We start from the raw sequence: 21,101 nt of genomic DNA on the forward strand, positions 1-21,101 counted from the left end.
CGGGTGGGTTGTCGGCGTAGGCCGCCCCGGGAAATCCGGCCGCGGATCCAATGATCAAGGCTGTGACGGCGACGGCGCGGGCCGCCGAGAAAGATGTGCTCGTCCGCATGCGGTTACTGATCCAATTCTCGAACATGGAGTAAAGTACGCCCGCGTATTAGTGGGGTACGCAAGCGTCTACCACTATGGCGTAGAGCGGTGCGCCTCGGCGGAGTTTCCGAAAATCCGTTTCGCAGTTATCGATTCGCCTCGACCAGCCCGACAATCAGCCGAAGTCGACCGTTCCCTGTGACACAGCGCCGTGTTCAGAGGGCGGGGTGGAAGTCGATGTCGCGGTGGGTGCCGGGTGGGCGGTGTTCGGCGAGGGGGTAGAGCCAGCGGACGGAGGCGCGGAGGGGTTCGAGGTCGGGGAGTTCGATGGGGTGGCCGTCGTTGTCGAAGATCATGCCGAGCAAGTGGTATCGGCCGTCGGGGAGGCCGAGGCAGGCGGCTTGCTCGGCGGTCAGGTCGACGCGGGTGACACTGTGCCGTGTCACCCGCAGCGCTTCGACGGTGGCCGGGCGCGCGGTGGTGTCGAGGGCGGTGACGACCGCACGGAAGCGACAACCGCGCAGCCGCCACAGTTCCCACTCACCGGCGCGCAACCGCGCGGCGCGCGCGGGCAACCGATGGGGCACCTCGACTACGTAGAGTTCCCCGATTCGGACATCCCGAGCACGCACAGTTCCAGCTTGCCACCGGTTGCCAGGCCCGTAACGCCTTGTTTGCTCAGTTGACCTCGTTCTTCATCTGGGCCGTGATGATGCGTTGGTAGCCCGAGCCGAAAAGCCGGGGCAGCAGGTCGATGACGCGGGCGTCGGCGCCGACGAGGATCTTGGCCTTGTCCTTCTGGATGCCGCGCAGGATGATCTTCGCCGCGGCCTCGGGCGTGGTCTTGGCCAGCCGATCGAAATTGGCGGCGAGCGCGTCGCGGTCGCGATCGCCGCCCGCCCGTGCCTTCCAGGCGATCTCGGTCTTCACCATGCCCGGGTGCACGCTGCTCACGCCGACCGGATGACCGGCGATCTTCATCTCTTGGCGCAGCGCGTCGGTGAAACCGCGGATACCGAATTTCGTTGCGTTGTAAGCACCTTGGCTCGGGCACGCGGCCAGGCCGAACATGCTGGAGACGTTGGCGATGTGCCCGTCACCGGAGGCGATCACCTGCGGAAGGAACGCCTTGGTTCCGTACATGACGCCCCAGAAATTGATGTTCACGATCCACTCGAAGTCCTCCCAGGTGAGTTCCTCGACGGTGGCCGTCAGCGAGACGCCCGCGTTGTTGACCAGCAGGTTGGCCGGACCGAAGTCGGCGCGCACCTCCTCGGCGTGCGCGTAGAACGCGGCACGGTCGGTGACGTCGAGCTTGTAGGCGCGCGCCTTCGCGCCCTCCCGCTCGCACAGCGCGGCGGTCTCGCTGACATTGGTCAGGTCGCGCCCGGAGAGCGCGAGACGCGCGCCGTTGCGCGCCAATTCGAGCGCGAGCGCACGCCCGATCCCCGCCCCGGCGCCGGTGATGACGGCGACCTTGTCCTGGAAGTTCTTCACAGCAGTTGTCCTCGTGTCATTTGGTGGTGAAGCCGCCGTCGGCGACGAATTCCGCGCCGGTGCAATAGGCCGACTCGTCGGAGATCAGGAACAGCACCACGTCGGCCAGCTCCTCGGGGGTGGCGGCGCGGGGCAGCGGCTGGTCGTGCACCATCGAGTTGGAACGGTCCGAGGTGGCGGTCATCTCGGTGGCGACGACGCCGGGATGCACCGAGTTGACCCGGATTCCGTCCACACCGAACTCCTGGGCCGCGGCCTTGCTCATGCCGCGCACCGCCCACTTGGACGCGACGTAGCCGAGGATGTTGGAGAAGGCGATGATGCCGCCGATCGAGGAGATGTTCACGATCGAGCCGCCGCCCGCCCGGCGCATCGACGGCACAACGGCTTTCATGCCGAGGAACACACCGACCTGATTGACGTCGATCACCTTGCGGTAGTCCGCTTCGGCGAGTTTCTCGATCGGATCGACGTGCACGATGCCGGCGTTGTTGACCAGCCCGGCGACCGGACCGAAGGCTTGCTCGGCCACGGAAATCACCGACTGCCAAGCGCTTTCGTCGGTCACATCGTGCGGAAGGAACAGTGCGCGCTCACCGATTTCGGCGGCGACCGCCTTGCCCTCCTCGGCGAGCACGTCGGTGATGACCACCGACGCGCCATGATCCGCGAGCTTGCGCGCGAACGCAGCGCCCATGCCCCGCGCGCCGCCGGTGACGATGACCGTCTTACCGCTGACCCTGTCCATGTTCTGTCCTTTCACGCTCGATCGAGATCGGCGAGGTGGTTGGCGGCGATGTAGCCGAAGACCATGGCCGGACCGATGGTCGCGCCGGCACCCGCGTAGCTGTTGCCCATCACGGCGGCCGAATTGTTGCCCGCCGCGTACAGTCCCGCGATCGGCGCGCCGTCGGCGCGCAGCACCCGGGAGTGCTCGTCGGTCAGCAGACCGCCCTTGGTGCCCAGATCGCCGGGCACCATTTCCACCGCGTAGAACGGCGGCTTCTCGATCGGTGCTAGGCACGGGTTCGGCTTGACCGTCGGGTCGCCGTAGTAGCGGTCGTAGGCGGATTCGCCACGGTGGAAGTCCTCGTCGCGACCGGCAAGCGCGAAGCCGTTGAACCGCTGGACCGTCGAGGTCAGCGCTTCGGCTGGAACGCCGATCTTGTCCGCGAGTTCTTCCAGGGTGTCGGCCTTCTTGATGATGCCCGCGTCGAAGTACTTCTGCGGAATGGCCTGCTTCGGGAAGGTGCCGAGGAACAGGTATCGGTCGCGGAAGCGCTGGTCCATGATGAAGTGCGCGGGCACGTGGCCGACGCCGGAGGCGTGGCGCTCGTACATGGTGTGCACTACGTCGACGTAGCTGGCCGATTCGTTGGTGAACCGCTGTCCCGCGTCGTTGACCATGATGGCGCCGGGCTGCGAGCGTTCGGCTAGGCAGAAGAACGGCGGCCCGTCCGGGTTGCGCACCGACGGACCCCACCACGCGTCGTCCATGAGATCGAGTGCGGCGCCGACATTTTCACCCGCGCGGATGCCGTCGCCGACGTTCTCGGTGGCGCCGACGGTCCAGTCGGTGCTCACCGGCGCGGCGAAGTACTGCTCGCGCATCTCCAGGTTGTGCTCGAATCCGCCAGCGGCCAGCACGACGCCGCGGCGCGCCCGCAGCACGATCGGCACGCCGTCGCGCTCGGCGCGCACGCCGACCACCGCGCCGTCCTCGGTGATGAGTTCGGTGAGCGGCGTGTTCAGCCACACCGGCACGCCCGCGTCGCGCAGCGCCAACCACAGCCGGGCGACGAGCGCCTTGCCGAGGCTGAGCGGCAGCCGCCCGCGCAGCTTGTTCATGACCGCCTTGGCGCCGACCTTCATCGCCGTGCGCTTGCCCTTCCAGGTGCGCGCGATCATGTTCAGATCGTGGAAGTCGCTGACGGTGAAGGCGATTCCCTTCGGGCCGGACATCGTCGGCTGGTTGATCAGCGCCAGGTCGTCGCCGAGCAGGCGGCCGTCGACGATGGCGGGCTCGATGCTGCGACCCTGGGCCAGACCGCCGGGCAGTTCCGGGTGGTAGTCGGAATACCCTCGGTCGTAGACGAATTCGAGATGCGGGGTGCGCGAGCACAGGTAGGTCATCATGCGCGGGCCGTTGTCAAGGAACGCGTCCTGCTTGGCCTGCGGAACCCGGTCGCCCACCACGGATTTCAGGTAGACGCGGGCCAGATCGGGGCTGTCCGGCACGCCTTCGCGCACCAGCACGGGATTGTTCGGGATCCACACGCCGCCGCCGGAGCGCGCGGTGGACCCGCCGAAGGTGCGGCTCTTCTCGATCAGCACCACCGACAGGCCGCGGTAGGCGGCGGTCAGCGCCGCGGTCATGCCCGCCGCGCCGGAACCGACGACCACCACGTCGTAGACGGCCTGCGTGGACTTCTGCTCAGACATCGTCTGCCTCTCCGATTCAGTAGCCGGCGCCGGTGAGCATGCCGCCGTCGACGACCACCTCGGTGCCGGTGCAGTAGCCCGCGGCGTCGGAGGCCAGGAAGACCACCGCCTCGGTGACCTCCTCGGGACGGCCCCAGCGCGGGATCGGCAGCCCGGCGAAGAACTTGTCGCCGTCCACGCCGGAGGAGGCGTTGGCGGTCATCGGCGTGGCGATGCCGCCCGGGTGCACGGAGTTCACCCGGATGCCCGCCTTGCCCAGCTCGCGCGAGGCCGACTTGGTGATGCCGCGCAGCGCGAATTTGCTTGCGCTGTAGGCGGAGAGGCCCGCGGCGCCGATGAATCCCTCGACCGAGGAGATGTTGACGATGGACCCGCCGCCCGCCTCGGTGAGCGCGGGCGCCGCGGTCTTGATGCCCAGCCAGGAACCGGTCACGTTGACGTTCATGATGGTGCTGAAGTCGGCGAGGCTCATGTCCGCGATGCTCTGGAAGCGCAGGATGCCCGCGTTGTTGACCAGCACGTCGAGCTTGCCGAACTTCTCGCGCGCGGTCTCCACCGCCGCGGCCCAGTCCGATTCGCTGGTCACGTCGTGGTGCACGTAGTGGGCGGCCGCGCCGAGCTCGGCCGCGAGTTGCGCGCCCTGCTCGTCGAGCACATCGCCGAACACCACCCGCGCGCCTTCGGCGACGAAGCGGCGCACGTGTTCGGCGCCCATCCCACGCGCACCACCGGTGATCAGCGCGACCTTGTCTTCGAGTCGACCCACTGCGTTCCTTCCTCTCAGCTGCTTCGCCTCGAACGCTAGGACCCGGGCATGGGCGCTGGGGTGCGCAGTCTCATCCAGCGAGACATCCTCCTGACCTCCACGAGAGCATCGGAAATATTTCTACTAGGCATATTGAGAAGTGGAGGCAATGCATGAAGTTCTCGATGATCTTCGAGGCGCAGATGACCGATCCGTCGGCCGAGCACGAACGGCAGGTGCTGCGCGACTGCGTGGAGCAGGCCGTGCTGGCCGAGGAGATGGGCTTCGACACCGTCTGGGCCGTCGAACATCACGGGTTGAAGTGGTACGCGCACATGAGCGCCCCGGAGATCTTCCTGACCTGGGTGGCCGCGCGCACCGAGCGTATCCGTATCGGTCACGGCGTGGTCTGCATGCCGTTCAACTTCAACCACCCGGTGCGCGCCGCCGAACGCGCCGCCATGCTCGACGTGCTCTCCAACGGCCGCGTCAACCTGGGCGCGGGCCGCGGCGCCACCCCGCAGGAGACCTCCATGTGCGGGGTCGATCCCGACCGCACCTACCAGGAGGTCGAGGAGTCGCTGCGCATCATCGGCAAGGCCTGGCAGGACCCGGAGGGCGAATTCGAGTGGCACGGTGAGCTGCTCGACATCGACCCGCACCCGATGCTGCCGCGCCCGATCCAGCTGCCGCACCCGCCGCTGTTCATGGCGTGCACCAAGAAGGACACCCTGAAGCTGGCCGCCGACTACGGCATCGGCGCGCTGGTCCTCGGTTTCGCGGGCGTGGAGGAGATCGCCGAGCTGCGCCGCACCTACGACCAGGCCATCGCCGAGCGCACCGGAGAGAAGTTCGTCTCCACCGTCGTCAACGATCACTTCGCGGCGCTGTGCCCGACCATCGTGCTGGAGGACCGCGAGAAGGCGCAGCAGATCGGCGCCCGCGGCCAGCGGTTCTTCGCGCAGTCGATCAAGCACTGGTACGGCGCGGGCCCGGTGCCGGACGAGGCCGTCGACCCCAACGCCGACGAGCTGGCCGCCATCAAGCAGGCCGCCGACGACCACGTCGCCTACCTGCACGAGGCCAAGATCCCGGTGAAGGCGGGCGCGACCTCGGTGTTCAACGCCGAGCACGCCTACGGCTCGCCGGAGGACGCCATCGCCTACGTCGAACGGCTGAAGGCGGCGGGCGCCGACGAGATCCTGTGCCTGATCCAGATGGGCACCGTGCCGCAGGAAGCCTGCCTGGAGACCATCCGGCACTGGGGCGAGACCGTGATCCCGCACTTCCGCAAGAACGAGGAGTGAGCGAGATGACCACTCTCGACGGGAAAGTCGCGATCATCACCGGCGCGGCTCGCGGCCAAGGCGAGGCCGAGGCGCGGCTGTTCGTCGAACTCGGTGCGCGCGTGGTGATCACCGACGTGCTGGCCGACGAAGGCAAAGCTGTCGCCGAATCACTCGGTGACGCAGCGCGTTTCGTCGCGCATGACGTGAGCAGCGAAGCCGAATGGGCGGCCGCGGTGCAGACCGCCGAGCGCGAGTTCGGTCGCCTCGACGTGCTGGTCAACAACGCAGCGATCTACACGACCAAGGCGCTCACCGACACCAGTGCCGAAGAGCTGGAACGGATTCTGCGGGTGAACCTGGTCGGCTCGTTCCTCGGTATCAAGGCCGTCGCCGGTCCGCTGGCGGCCGCGGGCGGCGGTTCCATCGTGAACATCTCCTCGCAGGCCGGACTCCAGGGTCTCATGGGGCATGCCGCCTACGGCGCGTCGAAGTGGGGACTGCGCGGGCTGACGAAGACCGCGGCGCTCGAGCTCGGTCCCGTTGGCATTCGGGTGAATTCGGTGCATCCCGGTCCGATTCACACGCCGATGATCGGCCACCTCGGATTGAGCACCGGCCCCGGCAGTTTCCCGGCCCTGCCGCTCGGTCGCGTCGGGCTGCCGAGTGAGGTCGCCGATCTGGTCGCCTTCCTCGCCTCGGACGCCTCGGCGTTCGTCACCGGCGCGGAACTCGCCATCGACGGCGGCTTGTCCGCCGGGCAGTTCATTCCACCCGGCGCGCAGCTGCCTGGCGTGGAGTAAGGAGCCGATCGTGCCGTTGAAACCCGAAGCCCGCGCCATCGTGGAGCTGGCCTCGGCCGCCTTCCCGAAGCTCGGCACCGAGGTACTCGACGCCGCCGAGGCCCGTCGCCTGCTGGCGGCGCGGCCCGCGGCGGTCGTCGAGCCGATCCCGGTCGGCCGGGTCGAGGAGCGGACGGTGCCGGGGCCGGACGGAGCGCCCGAGGTGCGGGTGCGAATCTACTGGCCCGCCGACGCCGAGCCCGGCCTGCCCGTGGTGGTGTTCTGCCACGGCGGCGGATTCACGATTTGCAGTGTGGACAGCCACGACCAGTTCTGCCGGACGATGACCAACGGCATCGGCGCGATCGTGGTCTCGGTCGACTACCGCCAGGCCCCGGAACACCGGTTTCCCGCGGCCGCCGAGGACGCCTACGCGGTGGTGCGCTGGGCCGCCGACCATGCGGCGCAGTTGGGCGGCGATCCCGCCCGAATCGCCGTGGCGGGCGACAGTTCCGGCGGCAACCTCGCCGCCGTGACGACGCTGATGGCCAGGGAACGCGGTGGTCCCGCGCTGGCGCACCAGCTGCTGATCTATCCGATGCTGGACCCGTCCTGCGACACCGCCTCGTACCGGGACAACGCCGAGGGCTACTTCACCACGGCCGCGCACCTGCGGTGGTATTGGGAGCAGTACCTCGGCCCCGACGGCGACGGCGACCACCCCTACGCCGCGCCGCCGCGCGCCGCCGACCTGTCCGGACTGCCGCCGGCGCACGTCCTCACCGCGGAGTTCGATCCGCTGCGCGACGAGGGGGAGGCCTACGCCGCCCGGTTGCGCGCGGCGGGCGTCCCCACCGAAATGATCCGCTACGACGGGGAGTTCCACGGTTTCGTGAGTATGGCCGATCACCTTCCGGATGCCGAAAGGGCCGCTGCCGTGGCGTTTTCGGCCGTCCGCCGTGCCTTCGGGAGCGAGGAATGAGCATCGAACGGATCGGGACGATCCTGCCGACCGACGACCTGCCCGCCACCGTCGCGCTGCTGAGCGCGCTGTTCGGCGGGCCGCCCACCTTTGTCGACGGCGACCGGTGGGCGCAGTTCGACGTCGGTCCGGCCCGCGTCATGGTGGCCGGAAAGGATCGCGAAGGGGACGCGGCGGCGCTGTCGGTCAAGGTCGCCGACCTCGACGCGGCCGTCGCCGCCCTGCGCGGGGCGGGCGTCGCGCTCGCGGATCCGGTCACCGGTCCGCACGAACGGCGCGCCGCGCTCGAAGCGACACCGGGCACGCCGTGGTCGGTCGTGCTGTACGAACCTCATGATTCCGCAAAGATTTCGGGTTGAGCGCGCGGCCAGCGCAACTCCGTCGCGAAACCCGGCGAATCGGGCGCGCGCCGTTGGTATCTTCGCACGATGTCCGACACGCGGGACCCTCAGCTCGACGAGGAGCTGCCTGATGCAGAGCAGCGGCCTGCCATCGACACGCTCGAGGTGGACGATGCCGAGCGACCTGCTCGCGAGCTGAGCGGGTGGCCCGAGCGGGTGGTCGCGGTCGCGGCCTTCGCGATCGCGATACTCGCGGTGTGGCAGGTGTTCCGGCCGCTGTCGCAGGGCAGTCAATACTACCTGGTGGTGTTCCTCGCGGGTACGCTGCCGCTGATCTTCCTGGCGTATCGCTCGGGACTTCGGCTGCTCGACCGGTCCTCGGGGCCGGGCGTAGTGGACTGGGCGCTGGCCGCGCTGGCGCTCGTGGTCTGCCTCTACCCGGTGCTGCCGTTCGAAATCGGTTCGGGCGGCGGGGGATACAACGAATTCCTGGACCGCCAGGGCCTGCTCGATCCGGTGGACATCGCCATGGGCACGGTGCTGCTCGTGCTGGTGCTGGAGGCCTGCCGCCGGACCACCGGGTGGGTGCTGCCCGTGGTGTGCCTGGCGTTCCTCGCGTACGGCTACTACGGCGGGCTGCTGCCGCAGCAATGGACCATCGCGCACGCCGGTCTGGACTTCGGCCAGATCGTGGACGCGCTGTACAACTCGGGCAGTGGCTTCTACGGCACACCGCTCGATGTCGCGGCCACCTACATCGTGCTGTTCACCCTGTACGGCGCGGTGCTCGAATTCTCCGGCGCCGCACAGTTCTTCGTCGACCTGTCAGTGGCGGCGTTCCGTCGCTCGCGGGGCGCGGCCGGGCGCACCGCCGTGGCTTCCGGCTTCCTGCTCGGCACGGTATCCGGCTCCGGCACCGCGACCGCGGTCAGCGTCGGCGCGGTGACCTGGCCGATCCTCAAGCGCGCGGGATATCCGCCGGAGCAGGCGGGCGGCATGCTTGCCGCGGCCGGTGTCGGCGCGATCCTCTCGCCGCCGACCCTGGGCGCCGCGGCGTTCATCGTCGCCGAGTACCTCGAGGTCTCCTATGTGACGGTGCTCGGCTGGGCGCTGATCCCGACGGTGCTCTACTACCTTGGCATCCTGCTCGCCGTGGAGATCGACGCCCGCAGGCTCGGCACCAGGCCGGTGGAGATCGGCGGCGCGTCGGCCTGGCGGCTGCTTGCCCGCTTCGGCTACCACTTCCTCTCGCTGATCGCGATCGTCGTGCTGTTGCTCCTCGATGTGAGCGCGACCCGTGCCGTCGTCTACGCCACCGCTCTCGCCTTCGCCCTCGCGTTCCTCGATTCGCGCACCCGCAGCCGGGCTCGTTCGCCACGGGAGGTGTTCCACGCGCTCAGCAGCGGCGTCCGTTCCGCGCTGCCGGTGGTCGCGGTGTGTACGGCGGCGGGCGTGATCACCGCGATGACCACCAAGACCGGACTCGGCGCGCAATTGGCCGCGCTGCTGGTCCAGTGGGCCTCGGCGCTGTCGGACAATCAGACCGTCGTGCTCGCCTGCACCGTGGCCTTCGCCGCGGTCGCCCTCGCGCTGCTCGGCCTCGCGGTGCCGGTCACCGCCTCGTTCATCATCGGCTGGGCCATCATCGGGCCCGCCCTGCTCGCCTTGGATGTGCCCGCGCCCGCGGCGGCGATGTTCGTCTTCTACTACTCGGTGCTCTCCGAGGTCACCCCGCCGACCGCGCTGGCCGCCGTCGGCGCGTCCGCGGTGACCGGTGGCCGCACGGTGCCGACCATGTGGCAGGCGCTGAAGTACGCGCTGCCCGCGTTCCTGGTGCCGATCGTGTTCGTGCTGACCGAACCCGGTGAACACTTGCTCGGCACCGGGCCGGTGCTCGGTGTGCTGTGGACCAGCGTGGTGGCCTGCGTCGGTGTCGCCGCACTGGCCTCTGCCACCGGCGGCTGGCTGCTTGGCATCGGACCGGCGCCTGCGGCAGCGCGGGTGCTCGCCGGGGCGGGCGGATTGGTGCTGCTGTACCTGGAACCCGTCGCACTGATCGTCGGGCTCGCCGCGCTCGCGGCCGCCGCCGGGTACACGTTGCTCTCTCGAAGGAGGACGAAGTGAGAAGAGTCGCAACGATTGTCGCCGTCACCGCCGTGACGGCCGGTCTGCTCGCGGGCTGCGGTGGACGCCAGGATGCACCGCGTACCGATGCGGGCGGCGCGGTGACCTGCGAGGTGAAACAGGATTCACGCGTCGGCATCGCGACAGGCAACGCCACCGGGGTCTACTTCGCGCTGGGCAACGCCTACGCCGAGCAGGTCGCGCAGGCCACCGACGGCACCGTGAAGGCCACCGCCGCCGAGACCGGCGCCTCGGTGCAGAACATCCAGCAGCTGGTGGCCGGCACCTACCAGGTGGCGTTCTCGCTCGCCGACACCGCCGCCGACGCGGTCCTCGGCACCGGCGGCTTCGACGGCAAAAAGCAACCGGTGCAGGCGCTTTCGCGGCTCTACCCGAACTACACGCAGGTGGTCGTGCGCAACGGGGCCAACATCTCCTCGGTCGCGGACCTGCGCGGCAAGCGCGTATCCACCGGATCCCCCAAGTCCGGCACTGAGGTCATCGCCCAGCGGGTGCTCGCCGCCGCCGGAATCGACCCCGAGCGCGACATCTCCGCCCAGCGGCTGGATCTCACCAAGACCGTCGACGGTATGAAGGACGGCTCCATCGACGCCATGTTCTTCTCCGGCGGCCTGCCCACACCCGGTATCACCGATCTGTTCACCTCGGCGGGGGACAAGGTCCGCTTCCTCGACATCGCCGATCTCGCCCCGCGCCTGCGCGAGGTCAACCCGGTGTACGAGGCGGGCACGATCCCGGCCGCGACCTACGGGCTGCCCGCCGACGCGGCGACCATCGTCGTGCCGAACGTCCTGCTGGTGCGCGACGATCTCGACGCCGACCTGGCCTGTGTGCTGACCAAGACGCTGTTCGATCGCAAACCGCAACTGGAACAGGCGAATTCGGCCGCAAAGGGCATCTCGCGCGACACCGCGCGCGCGACCTCGCCCGTGCCGCTGCATCGCGGCGCCGAGCACGCCCTCACGAACTGATCGACCGGTCGCCGACCGCTGGCGCTTTCGTCGGCGGTCGGCACTCTCGGGAACGGCAGTCTTGATTCGACTGCTATGCCGCAATGCGGCGAACGTCGCGCGTACTCACGGGAACCGCTTCGCGATCGCCGCCGCGATCGCGTCCGGTTCGTGTTCTTGAATGAAGTGCCGCGCACGTGGCAGCTCGACTATGTCGAGATCGGTGAAGGCGGAACGCATTCGGGGGATACAGGCGTTCGGACGGAACACCATGTCCCGCATTCCCCAAACCAGCAGGGCGGGCTTGTCGCCGAGCATGGCGGGCACGTCGCGGGCGAGTTGGTCCAACAGCGGGCGTGCGGCACGAATTTCCTTGGGCGTCAGTGCGAGTCCGCGCCGCGCCGCCGCGGTGGGTTGCACCGCGCGGTAGTGGTCGGCCTCGGCCGCGGTGAGCTTGCGACCCAGTTCCGCGAGCAGGACGCGTTCGACGAGGAAATTCTGTTCGAGTATCCGCCGCTGCATCGGACGGCTGCCCATGATCACGCTGAACGCCCGATTCGCCAGCGCTTCGATCGGCCAGAACACGGTGTTGCCCAGCACGATCCCGCGCACCCGATCGGCGCGCGAAGTGGCCGCGCCCAGACCGATGGGGCCGCCCCAGTCCTGTCCCATCACAACGATGCCGTCGAGCCGCAGGTGATCGATCAGCTCACCGAGGACCGCGGTGTGCTCGGCGATCGTGTAGCCGAAACCCGCAGGGCGCTCGGACAATCCGAAGCCCAGGTTGTCGATGGCGACACACCGGTACCGGTCGCGCAGGTCCTTCACGATGTGGCGGTAGAGGAAGCTCCACATCGGAGCGCCGTGACAGAACAGGATCGTGGGTCCGGTTCCCTCGTCTATGTAGTGAACCCGGCCGACGGACGAGTCGAACCAGCGCGACTCGAATGGGTACAGGTTCCCATCGGGAACGAAGTCGATCAGCATCGTGCCCCTCCTTCGGATGCTCGACTACATCTGTAGTCTCGATGGTGAGACTACAGATGTAGTCGCGTGCGTGCGCGGTCCCTCTCCGAGATCCGGGCTACCTCGCCGCCTTGCTGCCGCATGGTCTCCGAGTCGCTGGGGACTCGAGCTGGTCACTGCGCTGCGATGGCCGCCGTCAACGCTCGGGCTGTGGCCAGTGTCGCGGCGATGTAGTCGTCGCGTTCCGGTTTGGTCGTGCTGGTCCGCAGCGGGCCGAGCTGCACTTCGAAGGAGGCCGATCCGTTCGCGTCGAACACCGGGGCGGCGAGGTAGCTCAGCGGTAGATCGGCGACCGAGTCCAGCTCGCTTCTGGTGAACGGGCGCGCGGTGAGGGCGGCGAGCTGGCGCAGCGCTCGCGCGCGCAGATTCGGTTGCAGCAGTTCGCTTCCCGCCGCCGCGAGCAGATCGGCGAGCAGGTCGACCAGCCCGGCGTCGTCGGCGCGCGGCCGGAACAGTGCGACGCCGCGCTCGCGCACCAGGGTGAGCAAGGCGCTCGCGGTGCGGCGGTCGGGCTCGGCGGTGGTGGCCAGCCAGGTGTTCTGCTCGGCCGCCGAACGCCAAGGCATGACAGCCGCACCGGCGGGGAACTGGAGCGGAATGCGATGGCCGACAGGGATTCCGGGCACTGTGCGGCTCGGACCGTGCCGGACATCGAGGACGGTGAGGTGGTCGGGTTCGATGCGGCTCAGCGTCGCGCCGCAGCCGGTCTTCGCGGTCAACTCGGTGAGCAGATCGCCGACGCCGCGCGGCAGCCGGGCCGCCGTGATCGCGACGAGCGCGGGTCCGATGCGGTAGCCGCGCTCCGGGACGCGCACCGCCCATCCCGCGGCGTCGAGTTCGGCGAGTACGGCGGTGGCCGTTGCCCTGGCGATGCCGAGGCGTTCGGCGATGGTCGCGACCGGCAGCGGCTCGGTCGCGGTCGCCAGCAACGTCACGATCTCGACCACGCGGCGGGTCGGTGGAGAGGGCGAACGGCGAGCGGCGTCGAGTTCGGTGGGCTGCATGGGTCTTCCCTTGTGCCGGGCGTGGACTTACGATGACGAATATAAGTCATTGGGTGTCGAATATTCGACACCGGATCGGAGAAGCGGATGATTCTCGATCGGTTTCGTATCGACGGGCAGGTCGCCGTCGTCACCGGCGCCGGACGCGGCCTGGGCAGGGCGATCGCCCTCGCGTTCGCCGAGGCGGGCGCGGACGTGCTCGTCGCGGCGCGCACCAAGAGTCAGTTGGACGAGGTCGCCGAACAGATCGCGGCCGTCGGCAGGCAGGCGCACGTGGTGTCCGCCGACCTGAGCGACGCCGACGCGGCCGCGGGCCTGGCCGCCACGGCGGTGGACCGGTTCGGTCGCCTCGACATCGTGGTCAACAATGTCGGAGGCGCGCTGCCGTGCCCGCTGCTGGACACCACGCCCGAGGCGATGGCCGAGGCGTTCGCGTTCAACGTCGGCAACGCGCACGCCCTGGTGCGCGCCGCGGTGCCGCGCATTCTCGAAACCGCCGGTGGCGGTTCGATTCTCAACATCACGTCGACCATGGGACGTTTGCCGGGCAGAGCCTTCGCCGCCTACGGCACCGCGAAAGCCGCTCTCGCGCACTACACCCGGCTGGCCGCACTGGATCTGAACCCCCGCATCCGGGTCAACGCCATCGCGCCGGGCTCGATCCTGACCTCCGCGCTGGAGGTGGTCGCGGCGAACGACGCGATGCGCGCCCAGCTGGAGACCAAGACGCCACTGCACCGCATCGGTGAGCCGGAGGACATCGCCGCCGCCGCGCTCTACCTGGTGTCCCCGGCGGGCAAGTACCTCACCGGCAAGGTGCTCGAACCCGACGGCGGCTTGATCACCCCCAACCTCGACCTCCCGATCCCGGATCTGTGACATGACTTATCGCGTAGTGCAATGGGGCACCGGCAATGTCGGCCGCCACGCGTTGGCGGGCGTCATCGCCAACCCCGATCTCGAACTGACCGGAGTGTGGGTCTCCGGCCCCGACAAGGAAGGGGCGGACGCGGGCATCCTCGCCGGGCTGGACCGTTCCGTCGGCGTCGCCGCCACCAACGACGCCGCCGCGATCCTGGACGCTCGGCCCGATTGCGTTGTCTACTGCTCGATGACCGACAACCGGCTACCGGAGGCTCTCGAAGACCTGCGTATGCTGCTCGCGGCGGGCGTCAACGTCGTCGCGTGCGCGCCGGTGTTTTTCCAGTACCCGTACGGCGTGCTGCCTGAAGAATTACTGAAACCCGTGCAAGAAGCTGCGGCGCAAGGCAATTCGTCGCTGTGGGTGAACGGCATCGACCCCGGCTTCGCCAACGACCTGCTGCCGCTGGCGCTCGCGGGCACCTGCCTGCGCATCGACCAGCTGCGCTGCATGGAGATCGTCGACTACGCCAGCTACGACAACCGCGCGGTCATGGTCGACATCATGGGCTTCGGCAAACCACTGGACGAGACCCCGATGCTGTTGCAGCCCGGGGTTCTCTCCCTGGCGTGGGGCAGCGTCGTGCGCCAGCTCGCGGCGGGCATCGGCGTGCGGCTCGACGCGGTCACCGAAACCTACGAACGCGTCCCGGCCCCGGAATCGTTCGACATCGCCACCGGCCACATCGCCGAAGGCACCGCCGCCGCACTGCGTTTCGAAGTGCGCGGCATGGTCGGCGACAGGGTCGTCACGGTACTGGAACACGTCACCCGCCTACGCCCCGACCTCTGCCCCGACTGGCCCCAACCCGCCCACCCTGAAGGTTCCTACCGCGTCGAACTCACCGGCGACCCCAGCTACACAATGGATTTGGTGACCTCCAGCCCGCGCGGCGACCACAACTTCGCGACGCTGCTGGCAACCGCCATGCGCATCGTCAACGCGGTACCCGCGGTGGTGTCGGCCCCACCGGGAATCCTGACCGCACTGGACATTCCATTGATCACCGCCCCCGCGACCAGGTCCTGATCGACTACGTCGGTGGCGCAACTTGTTTCGGAGTTGCGCCACCCGCCGATGGTGGATGTTCAACCACTTCAGTCCCAGAGGGCGGCGCACGGCAGCGGCGGCAGATCGTCACGGGCGTCGTCGTCCACGGTGACCACCAGATCCGGAAAGTATTGTGCCAGCCGGTCGGCCACGCTCCTCGCTTGTTCGGCGCTGGCCCGGTAGTTCAACGTCAGGGGGCCGAAACGGATGTGAACGCGCCGAATGCGTTGGGATGGATCAAGGGACCGCGAACCCATCACCGTGGCCTGTGGGCTGATGGCACAACGCGACCGGCAGCGACCAGCGTTTGGAGCGCGGCGGCTTTGCGCCGACACCTCCTGGCCCGGCAAGCAATATGGAACCGCATCACCGCATGGGCCTGGCCGATCGTGAAGGGCTGCTCAGGAACCCGGTGGCTTTCAGGCCGAGTGACGGCGGCAGGCGGAGCAGCGGGAGTCGCGTAGAGCATCGCGGAGCACCTTCCCTGCGAAACGAACATGGATTGGTGGAGGTGCCCGATACCAAGGGCTTTCGCCACCGGCTCCGGCTCACCGGGGCCGATGCGCCGACCAAGCGGTACGGCGTCTGCTTGGTACCGGGCACCGGTTCAAAGGTGCCTGTTGGTCGTTGCCGCGCGCGACCGCGTAATGGTCGGGTACTGTTGGCCCGACGTACGCATTCATCCAGGTCAGGCGGCAAATCGTAAGGTAAGGCAATGGTCAGAGGGCGGGCGTGGACCGGCTTTGAAGCCGTGGCACTGCAAGAAGCCATGAGGCGTTCGGTTCGGGACTTCGCCGCCTTGCTAGGCCTGGAGACGACGACCGTCAACAACTGGCGGACTGGTCTCGGCTCGGTAGTGCCGCGTTCGAGCACACAGGCCCTCCTCGACACCACTCTCGACCTCAAAGCGACGCCCGAAGACCGAGCACGGTTCGAACAAATCGTGGCCGAGGGGGAGGCTGCTTGGCGGACACGACATCAGCCGCCCGCCCGTCGGCGATCTCACGAGCGTGAAGCACCTGGAGTTGACGAGACCGAGGGCGCGTCGCGCATGGGCGAAGGGGCGAGCGAGTCACCTCGCCGCGAGAAGGGTGTCGGCGCGGAGTTGACCGCCATCCTCGCCCGTGTCCACAAACTGAGCCGGTCGATCGATCCCGAGATCATTCAGCAGTTGCACAGCTGCACGCGACAGAGCATTGCCGGGTTCGAAACGATTGACCCCTCCGAGCTTGTTCCGGCACTGGAGAAGCAGCGTGTCTGGCTCGATCAACTCATCGACGAGTGTGGCCACCCGAGGCAGCGGGGCCAACTGTTCGAGATCGCTTGCGAAACCTCGGGACTGCTGGGCTATGTCGCTGTGGGAAGGGGAAACTCTTCGCTCGCACACGCCTATTGCCTGGAGTCGTACCAACTGGCCGAGCACGCGCAGGACGACAACCTCGTAGCGTGGGTACGCGGCCTGCGGAGTTTCTGCGAATATTATGCGGGGCAATACGATAGAGCGCTGCGCTACGCACAAGACGGCTTGACTCGTGCGGGGTCCGGGCCGCAGCATGCCCGTCTCGCGATCAATGGGGTCGCGCGGGCGAAGGGGAAACTCGGTGATGTCGAGGGTGTGCATCGCGCGGTCGAAGAGGCGTACGAACACTTGGCGCGAAGTAGTGCACCGCAGGGAGTTCCCTCCAGCATCTCGCTCGAGAGTTACAGCCCGGCACAGGTGGCGGGAAACGCGGCCACTTCGTATCTCTCCTTGGCGATGCGGGACAAGGTCGAACAGTATGTGGATCTTGCTTTGCCCGAGATGAACGAGAAGAACTCGCCGTGGGGTCGTTCCCTCGTCATGATCGATTTGGCTCGTTCGCATGTTCTCGCCGAGAACGCCGATCTGGATGCCGCTGCAGGGATCATGCTCGCTGCCCTCGACGTGTCGAATGGAAGACCGATGATGCAGGTCGTACGCCGGGGCTCTGAGTTCCTGGCGGATGCCACGGCGAGGTGGGGAGACACGTCGCCACTGCGTGCTGTTCGTGCGGCGTTGGCGAGTATGAAAAGCGGTGATCGGCCGAATGAATAGCGCGGGCCCCGAAAGGCGCGACCCTCGCCGAGGACCTCTGGGCTACTACTGGTTCATCACTTTCGAGCATGCCTCGGACCTGCACTCGCTGACCGAAGAGCTCCGGCAAGCGATCGACACCACCTACTTCGCTCCGGTTTCCACGAACGGTCTCCATCTGACACTGGACCGAATCGCGTACATCAACGAATGCACACCGGAGCAACTGGATTCGATCGCCGCCGCCGCTCGGCGTGCCTGCAAGAATCAGCCACCCTTCAGCATGATGTTCGAGCAGCTCGGCAACTTATGTGGCGCAATCGGATTCAAGGTGTCACCGGCCGAACGGGTGCGAGGCCTTCGTGACGAGCTGCGTTCGGCAACTATTTCCGTCCTTCCGGAAGCACCGATAAAAGGCTCGTCATCCGATCCGCACGTAACGGTGGCTTACCCAGTCGGTGAGGACCTTTCGGCAATGGCAGCCGCGACAGCCGACAGGATGAGCACCATGGTCCGCCGGGTCGACGTAACGGTCTCTGAAGCCGTGATGGTCCTACTCGAACGCCGCCGACATGGGTACTGGTGGAAAGAGATCACTCGAATCCCCCTCGGTAAGTAGTTCGAGAGCGCCCCGCGCCGGCGGGCGCCCCGCTCGCGGGTGCTGGTGGACTGCATTACGCTTCGGGCGCGTGAGTCATCGAAGCCGACTGTGCCACATAGTGCTCGACGTGTCGGATCTCGATCGAGCAGTTGTGTTCTGGGGTCGCGCCCTCGATGCGACCGAGGAGAAACTGAACCCCGCCAGCCGTCGCGTCTACCGGTGTCTGCGCCTACCCGACTCGCAGGTTCGATTACTGCTGCAAGCGACGCCCGACGACAAGGTGTCGAAGGCGAGAGTGCACATCGACATCGAGACCGACAATGTGGAAGCCGAGGTGCGCCGGCTCGCAGCCCTCCGACCAGATGCTCGCCGCGCTCGCCCGCGCCCTGCGCCTCAGCTGCGACGAGCGCGACCATCTATACCGATTAGCGAACCGCCCGATCCCGCACCGGGACGGCGTCACACGTCCACCCGACGCGGGTGCGTACCGATACCGTACCGTCCCGGGGATGTGAGCCGTCGCAGGAAGGGGAGACGATGTCGAAAGAGTTCGGCGGGAGAAAGTTCCGGCCGCCGGAGGATGCGCAGAAGCCGAACAGGCAGTCGCTTGGTCCGGCAAGCTCGCACGGTAGCGCGCGAGTTGTTGCCCCACTTCGGGTTCGAGCCGCGATAGGCGCGAGCCCGACATTCCGCGGACCGGCGCCGCGGGTACTCACCGAAGGGGATCAGCGGCGCGTCGGCATCGAGGAACAGCAGTGGCCGACGGCGCGGGTTCGAGCACAATGCGATGAATTCGTCTGTGATTCAGGCGCCTTCGACTCGGGCGATCAGCTGTCGAGCGCGTGAGCGATTTCGTCGGCGACGACGCTCATGCCCTCGACATTCGGGTGGTAGGAGCTGGCGATGGTGGCGACGAGCCCGACGTTCGGTGCGTCCGAATCCAGTGGGCTGTTGAAGCCGTAGGTCCACGGTGTGGCGGCGCAGGCGTTGTGAGCGTCGGCGTTCGGGGCCGCTACGGTATCCACCCCCGTTTCGTGTGCGGCGGTCCGAGTCGCGGCGATCAGGCCGTCGTAGGTGCGCCGCGCGGATTCCGCATCCGCTTGGTACAGAGGCACTTTCGCGCAAACTGTTCCGTCGCGATCGACGACGGGGAGGTATTCGACGAGCAAGACCGTCGCGTTCGGCGCCTTCGACTGCACGGCGCGCACGACCTCGGCGATCGAAAGCCGTACCCGGTCGAAATCCGCCGGTGTGGGCTCAACGGAATCGCCGAGAACGCTCGCGCAAGCCTCCGAGGCAAGGAACGAGACCACGGGGATCCCGCCGACGAGACCGGGACCGCAGCTGCGTGCGATCATGCCGCCGATCATTCCGAGATCGTTGCCGCCGATGGTGATCGTGACCAGTTCGGTGTCCGGTGTGACCGCGCCGATCTGCGGCGGCAGCACCTGCCCGCCGGGCAAGCGCTGCGGATTGTCCAGGATGTCAGCGGTTGTGGCGCCGGAGCAGGTGACGTCGACAAGCTCCAAGCCGAGCGCTTCGGCGAGTTGGCCGGGGTAGTTGCGGGCCGAGCGCAGACATCCCTCGTCGAGCACCGGCGGTATGCCGGGACCGGCGGCGTACGAGGCGCCCAGTGCGACATAGCGTGCCCCGGCGTCGATCGGTCGCGCGTGCGCTGTGCCAGTGGCGGCGGTGAGCGCTGCCGCGGCAGCGAACAGCACTGCCAGGAGCGAAAAGCCCCGCCGCGCAGCCTGATTCACCACTTCCTTTCCGGCGCCGACGTGTTCCGACGACGTCGAGTCAGGATGTGCACCGATGTCGCCCATGCCCAGACTGTAAGCATGCCTCCAACTCTGTCGCTACGGAGCGTGGCAAACAGAATTCCTCCGGCACACGCCATTCGTGCACCACTGCCCGAAAAGAGATCCAGACTTCCGTCCGCGGAACCGTCTCCACAGACGTTCCTCACGCTTCACAGAAGCTATAACCTCTGTGCAGCGTGCGAAAGCTTTGTGAAGACGGCCTTCGCCCCGGCCGCGCCCGGGGCAGGTGTGCCGTGAGCGATCACGGCACGAGGGCGTTCAGTGCACGGTCCACGTCGGTTTCGTCGTTGTAGAGATGGAACGCGAACCGCAACGCGCCCGCACGGGCCGACGCGATGACGTCCGCCGCCTCCAGCCGCGGTGCGAGGTCGGCCGCGCCGGGGACCGCGACGATCGCCGACCGCCCGGGCACCGGCTCGTGACCGAGCTCGATGAGGCCCGCACGGAAGCGGTCGGCCAGATCGAGGTTGTGCGCGTTGATCTTTTCGACGGTCAGCTCCTCGATCAGGCTCAGACCGGCCGATGCGGCGACGACGCCCAACCAGTCGGGGGTCGCGTCGAAGCGGCGGGTGGTAGCGGCAAGGGCGCGCGGGTCGTAGATCTCGGCCCACCGGTCCTCGGCCGCGTACCAGCTCGGGCCGATCGGACGCAGACCAGCGGCGGCCTCGGGTGCGGCGGCGAAGAACGCCACGCTACGCGCGCCGATCAGCCATTTGAAGGTCGCGCAGACCCAGTAGTCGGCGTCGGCGAAGTTCAGCGGGAGCCAACCGGCAGCCTGGGTGGCGTCGACCAGTAGCCGGGCCCCGTGCGCCGCGGTGGCGGTGCGCAGTTCGGTCAGATCGGTGATTCGGCCGTCGGCGGACTGTACGACGCTCACCGCCACCAGCGCGGTCTCCGGCCGCACCTGCGCGGCCAGCTCGTCCAGCGGAACCATCCGCACCCTCAGATCGCCGCGGTGCACGAAAGGCATGGACACCGAGGAGAATTCGCCTACCGCGAGCAGCACCTCCGCGCCGGGGGCGAGCGCGGCGGCCACCGGACCGATGAGTCCCGCCACGCCGCTGCCGAGCGCGATGTGGTCCGGGTGCGCTCCCGCCAGCAGCCGGGCGAACTTCGCGCGCAGTTCGGGTACCAGCGCGTCGCCGGCCATCGGCGCGCCCCTTCCCGCAGCCCAGCGCGCGTTGACCTGGGCCAGTGCGGTCAGCGCCCGTTGCGCGGGAAGTCCGTGCGAGGCGGTGTTGAGATAGGTGGTCTCGGAACGGAATTCCTCGGGCGCTAAGGACGACATACCTTGCAGCATGCGGCCTCGGTGACCACCCGTCCAGCGCCAGCGGTCCGAAAGTGGACCCAAATATGGACTCG

At 68.0% G+C, this 21,101-nt stretch carries 20 protein-coding genes; 11 read left to right on the plus strand and 9 right to left on the minus strand.

The features are described 5' to 3' along the window. Positions 1-305 precede the first annotated feature (305 nt). From CRP45_RS01255 to CRP45_RS01275, 5 genes are read right to left on the minus strand one after another with little or no spacing between them, the layout of a single operon-like run. Positions 306-722: a hypothetical protein gene (locus tag CRP45_RS01255; protein WP_143861296.1), complete on the minus strand. Its 417-nt coding sequence runs from the start codon at positions 720-722 to the stop codon at positions 306-308. 46 nt (positions 723-768) lie between these two features. Further along, the gene (locus CRP45_RS01260) at positions 769-1,587 is read right to left on the minus strand and encodes an SDR family NAD(P)-dependent oxidoreductase (RefSeq protein ID WP_067778727.1); all 819 of its coding nucleotides are present in this window, start codon (positions 1,585-1,587) and stop codon (positions 769-771) included. A gap of 16 nt (positions 1,588-1,603) precedes the next feature. Next, positions 1,604-2,335, minus strand: coding sequence for a glucose 1-dehydrogenase (locus CRP45_RS01265; protein ID WP_097243433.1), 732 nt, complete (start codon positions 2,333-2,335; stop codon positions 1,604-1,606). Positions 2,336-2,346: 11 nt separating this feature from the next. Beyond that, the gene (gene kstD, locus CRP45_RS01270) at positions 2,347-4,029 is read right to left on the minus strand and encodes a 3-oxosteroid 1-dehydrogenase (RefSeq protein WP_097243434.1); all 1,683 of its coding nucleotides are present in this window, start codon (positions 4,027-4,029) and stop codon (positions 2,347-2,349) included. A 16-nt stretch (positions 4,030-4,045) separates the two neighbouring features. Further along, on the minus strand, positions 4,046-4,795 hold the full coding sequence (locus tag CRP45_RS01275) for a glucose 1-dehydrogenase (protein ID WP_067778719.1): 750 nt from the start codon (positions 4,793-4,795) through the stop codon (positions 4,046-4,048). 152 nt (positions 4,796-4,947) lie between these two features. Here CRP45_RS01275 and CRP45_RS01280 point away from each other — a divergent pair, with 152 nt between their 5' ends. The 6 genes from CRP45_RS01280 to CRP45_RS01305 all read left to right on the plus strand — a co-directional run bounded on the left by CRP45_RS01280 (position 4,948) and on the right by CRP45_RS01305 (position 11,281). Then, positions 4,948-6,081, plus strand: a complete 1,134-nt coding sequence (locus tag CRP45_RS01280) for an LLM class flavin-dependent oxidoreductase (protein WP_097243435.1) — start codon at positions 4,948-4,950, stop codon at positions 6,079-6,081. Positions 6,082-6,086: 5 nt separating this feature from the next. Continuing rightward, positions 6,087-6,863, plus strand: coding sequence for a glucose 1-dehydrogenase (locus CRP45_RS01285; RefSeq protein WP_067778713.1), 777 nt, complete (start codon positions 6,087-6,089; stop codon positions 6,861-6,863). 10 nt (positions 6,864-6,873) lie between these two features. After that, positions 6,874-7,824 carry an alpha/beta hydrolase gene (locus CRP45_RS01290; RefSeq protein WP_179830724.1) on the plus strand — a complete coding sequence of 317 codons (951 nt, stop codon included), beginning with the start codon at positions 6,874-6,876 and terminating at the stop codon, positions 7,822-7,824. Next, positions 7,821-8,183: a bleomycin resistance protein gene (locus CRP45_RS01295; RefSeq protein WP_097243437.1), complete on the plus strand. Its 363-nt coding sequence runs from the start codon at positions 7,821-7,823 to the stop codon at positions 8,181-8,183. The genes CRP45_RS01290 and CRP45_RS01295 overlap by 4 nt, the downstream gene beginning before the upstream one ends. Before the next feature lie 69 nt (positions 8,184-8,252). Then, entirely contained in the window at positions 8,253-10,289 is a 2,037-nt protein-coding gene (locus CRP45_RS01300; protein WP_097243438.1) for a TRAP transporter permease, read from the plus strand. Next, a complete protein-coding gene (locus CRP45_RS01305) occupies positions 10,286-11,281 on the plus strand; it encodes a TAXI family TRAP transporter solute-binding subunit (RefSeq protein ID WP_097243439.1) in 996 nt (331 codons plus the stop codon). Before CRP45_RS01300 ends, CRP45_RS01305 begins: the two co-directional genes overlap by 4 nt. A gap of 105 nt (positions 11,282-11,386) precedes the next feature. Here CRP45_RS01305 and CRP45_RS01310 read toward each other — a convergent pair whose 3' ends face one another. Beyond that, positions 11,387-12,247: a haloalkane dehalogenase gene (locus CRP45_RS01310; RefSeq protein ID WP_097243440.1), complete on the minus strand. Its 861-nt coding sequence runs from the start codon at positions 12,245-12,247 to the stop codon at positions 11,387-11,389. A gap of 152 nt (positions 12,248-12,399) precedes the next feature. Beyond that, complete coding sequence (locus CRP45_RS01315; protein ID WP_097243441.1) at positions 12,400-13,290, minus strand: helix-turn-helix domain-containing protein; 891 nt, start codon at positions 13,288-13,290, stop codon at positions 12,400-12,402. Positions 13,291-13,377: 87 nt separating this feature from the next. On the opposite strand from CRP45_RS01315, the gene CRP45_RS01320 reads away from it, so the two are divergent. From CRP45_RS01320 to CRP45_RS35180, 5 genes are all read left to right on the plus strand, one after another. Continuing rightward, entirely contained in the window at positions 13,378-14,169 is a 792-nt protein-coding gene (locus CRP45_RS01320) for an SDR family oxidoreductase (protein ID WP_067778692.1), read from the plus strand. 1 nt (position 14,170) lies between these two features. Beyond that, positions 14,171-15,241 (plus strand): NAD(P)H-dependent amine dehydrogenase family protein, encoded by a 1,071-nt coding sequence (locus CRP45_RS01325; RefSeq protein ID WP_097243442.1) that lies wholly within the window; start codon positions 14,171-14,173, stop codon positions 15,239-15,241. A 736-nt stretch (positions 15,242-15,977) separates the two neighbouring features. Beyond that, a complete protein-coding gene (locus tag CRP45_RS01330; RefSeq protein WP_143861297.1) occupies positions 15,978-17,336 on the plus strand; it encodes an NsdA family TPR-like regulatory protein in 1,359 nt (452 codons plus the stop codon). Beyond that, entirely contained in the window at positions 17,317-17,934 is a 618-nt protein-coding gene (locus tag CRP45_RS01335; RefSeq protein WP_143861298.1) for a 2'-5' RNA ligase family protein, read from the plus strand. The genes CRP45_RS01330 and CRP45_RS01335 overlap by 20 nt, the downstream gene beginning before the upstream one ends. Next, complete coding sequence (locus CRP45_RS35180) at positions 17,888-18,589, plus strand: VOC family protein (RefSeq protein WP_425436901.1); 702 nt, start codon at positions 17,888-17,890, stop codon at positions 18,587-18,589. The genes CRP45_RS01335 and CRP45_RS35180 overlap by 47 nt, the downstream gene beginning before the upstream one ends. Positions 18,590-18,743: 154 nt before the next feature. On the opposite strand, the gene CRP45_RS01345 is transcribed toward CRP45_RS35180, so the two are convergent. Together CRP45_RS01345 and CRP45_RS01350 are read right to left on the minus strand one after the other, a co-directional pair. Next, complete coding sequence (locus tag CRP45_RS01345; RefSeq protein WP_097243445.1) at positions 18,744-19,742, minus strand: SGNH/GDSL hydrolase family protein; 999 nt, start codon at positions 19,740-19,742, stop codon at positions 18,744-18,746. A gap of 238 nt (positions 19,743-19,980) precedes the next feature. Next, entirely contained in the window at positions 19,981-21,027 is a 1,047-nt protein-coding gene (locus CRP45_RS01350) for an aminotransferase class V-fold PLP-dependent enzyme (protein WP_097244486.1), read from the minus strand. Positions 21,028-21,101: the final 74 nt, after the last annotated feature.

The organism is Nocardia amikacinitolerans (assembly GCF_900215415.1).
Classification (GTDB): domain Bacteria; phylum Actinomycetota; class Actinomycetes; order Mycobacteriales; family Mycobacteriaceae; genus Nocardia; species Nocardia amikacinitolerans.

Coding starts and splice junctions, on each gene's coding strand:
- kstD (WP_097243434.1), bottom strand. CDS start 4,029: ATGTCTGAGCAGAAGTCCACGCAGGCCGTCTACGACGTGGTGGTCGTC.
- CRP45_RS01310 (WP_097243440.1), bottom strand. CDS start 12,247: ATGCTGATCGACTTCGTTCCCGATGGGAACCTGTACCCATTCGAGTCG.
- CRP45_RS01285 (WP_067778713.1), top strand. CDS start 6,087: ATGACCACTCTCGACGGGAAAGTCGCGATCATCACCGGCGCGGCTCGC.
- CRP45_RS01350 (WP_097244486.1), bottom strand. CDS start 21,027: ATGTCGTCCTTAGCGCCCGAGGAATTCCGTTCCGAGACCACCTATCTC.
- CRP45_RS01300 (WP_097243438.1), top strand. CDS start 8,253: ATGTCCGACACGCGGGACCCTCAGCTCGACGAGGAGCTGCCTGATGCA.
- CRP45_RS01265 (WP_097243433.1), bottom strand. CDS start 2,335: ATGGACAGGGTCAGCGGTAAGACGGTCATCGTCACCGGCGGCGCGCGG.
- CRP45_RS01315 (WP_097243441.1), bottom strand. CDS start 13,290: ATGCAGCCCACCGAACTCGACGCCGCTCGCCGTTCGCCCTCTCCACCG.
- CRP45_RS35180 (WP_425436901.1), top strand. CDS start 17,888: ATGGGTACTGGTGGAAAGAGATCACTCGAATCCCCCTCGGTAAGTAGT.
- CRP45_RS01325 (WP_097243442.1), top strand. CDS start 14,171: ATGACTTATCGCGTAGTGCAATGGGGCACCGGCAATGTCGGCCGCCAC.
- CRP45_RS01345 (WP_097243445.1), bottom strand. CDS start 19,742: ATGGGCGACATCGGTGCACATCCTGACTCGACGTCGTCGGAACACGTC.
- CRP45_RS01295 (WP_097243437.1), top strand. CDS start 7,821: ATGAGCATCGAACGGATCGGGACGATCCTGCCGACCGACGACCTGCCC.
- CRP45_RS01320 (WP_067778692.1), top strand. CDS start 13,378: ATGATTCTCGATCGGTTTCGTATCGACGGGCAGGTCGCCGTCGTCACC.
- CRP45_RS01330 (WP_143861297.1), top strand. CDS start 15,978: ATGGTCAGAGGGCGGGCGTGGACCGGCTTTGAAGCCGTGGCACTGCAA.
- CRP45_RS01280 (WP_097243435.1), top strand. CDS start 4,948: ATGAAGTTCTCGATGATCTTCGAGGCGCAGATGACCGATCCGTCGGCC.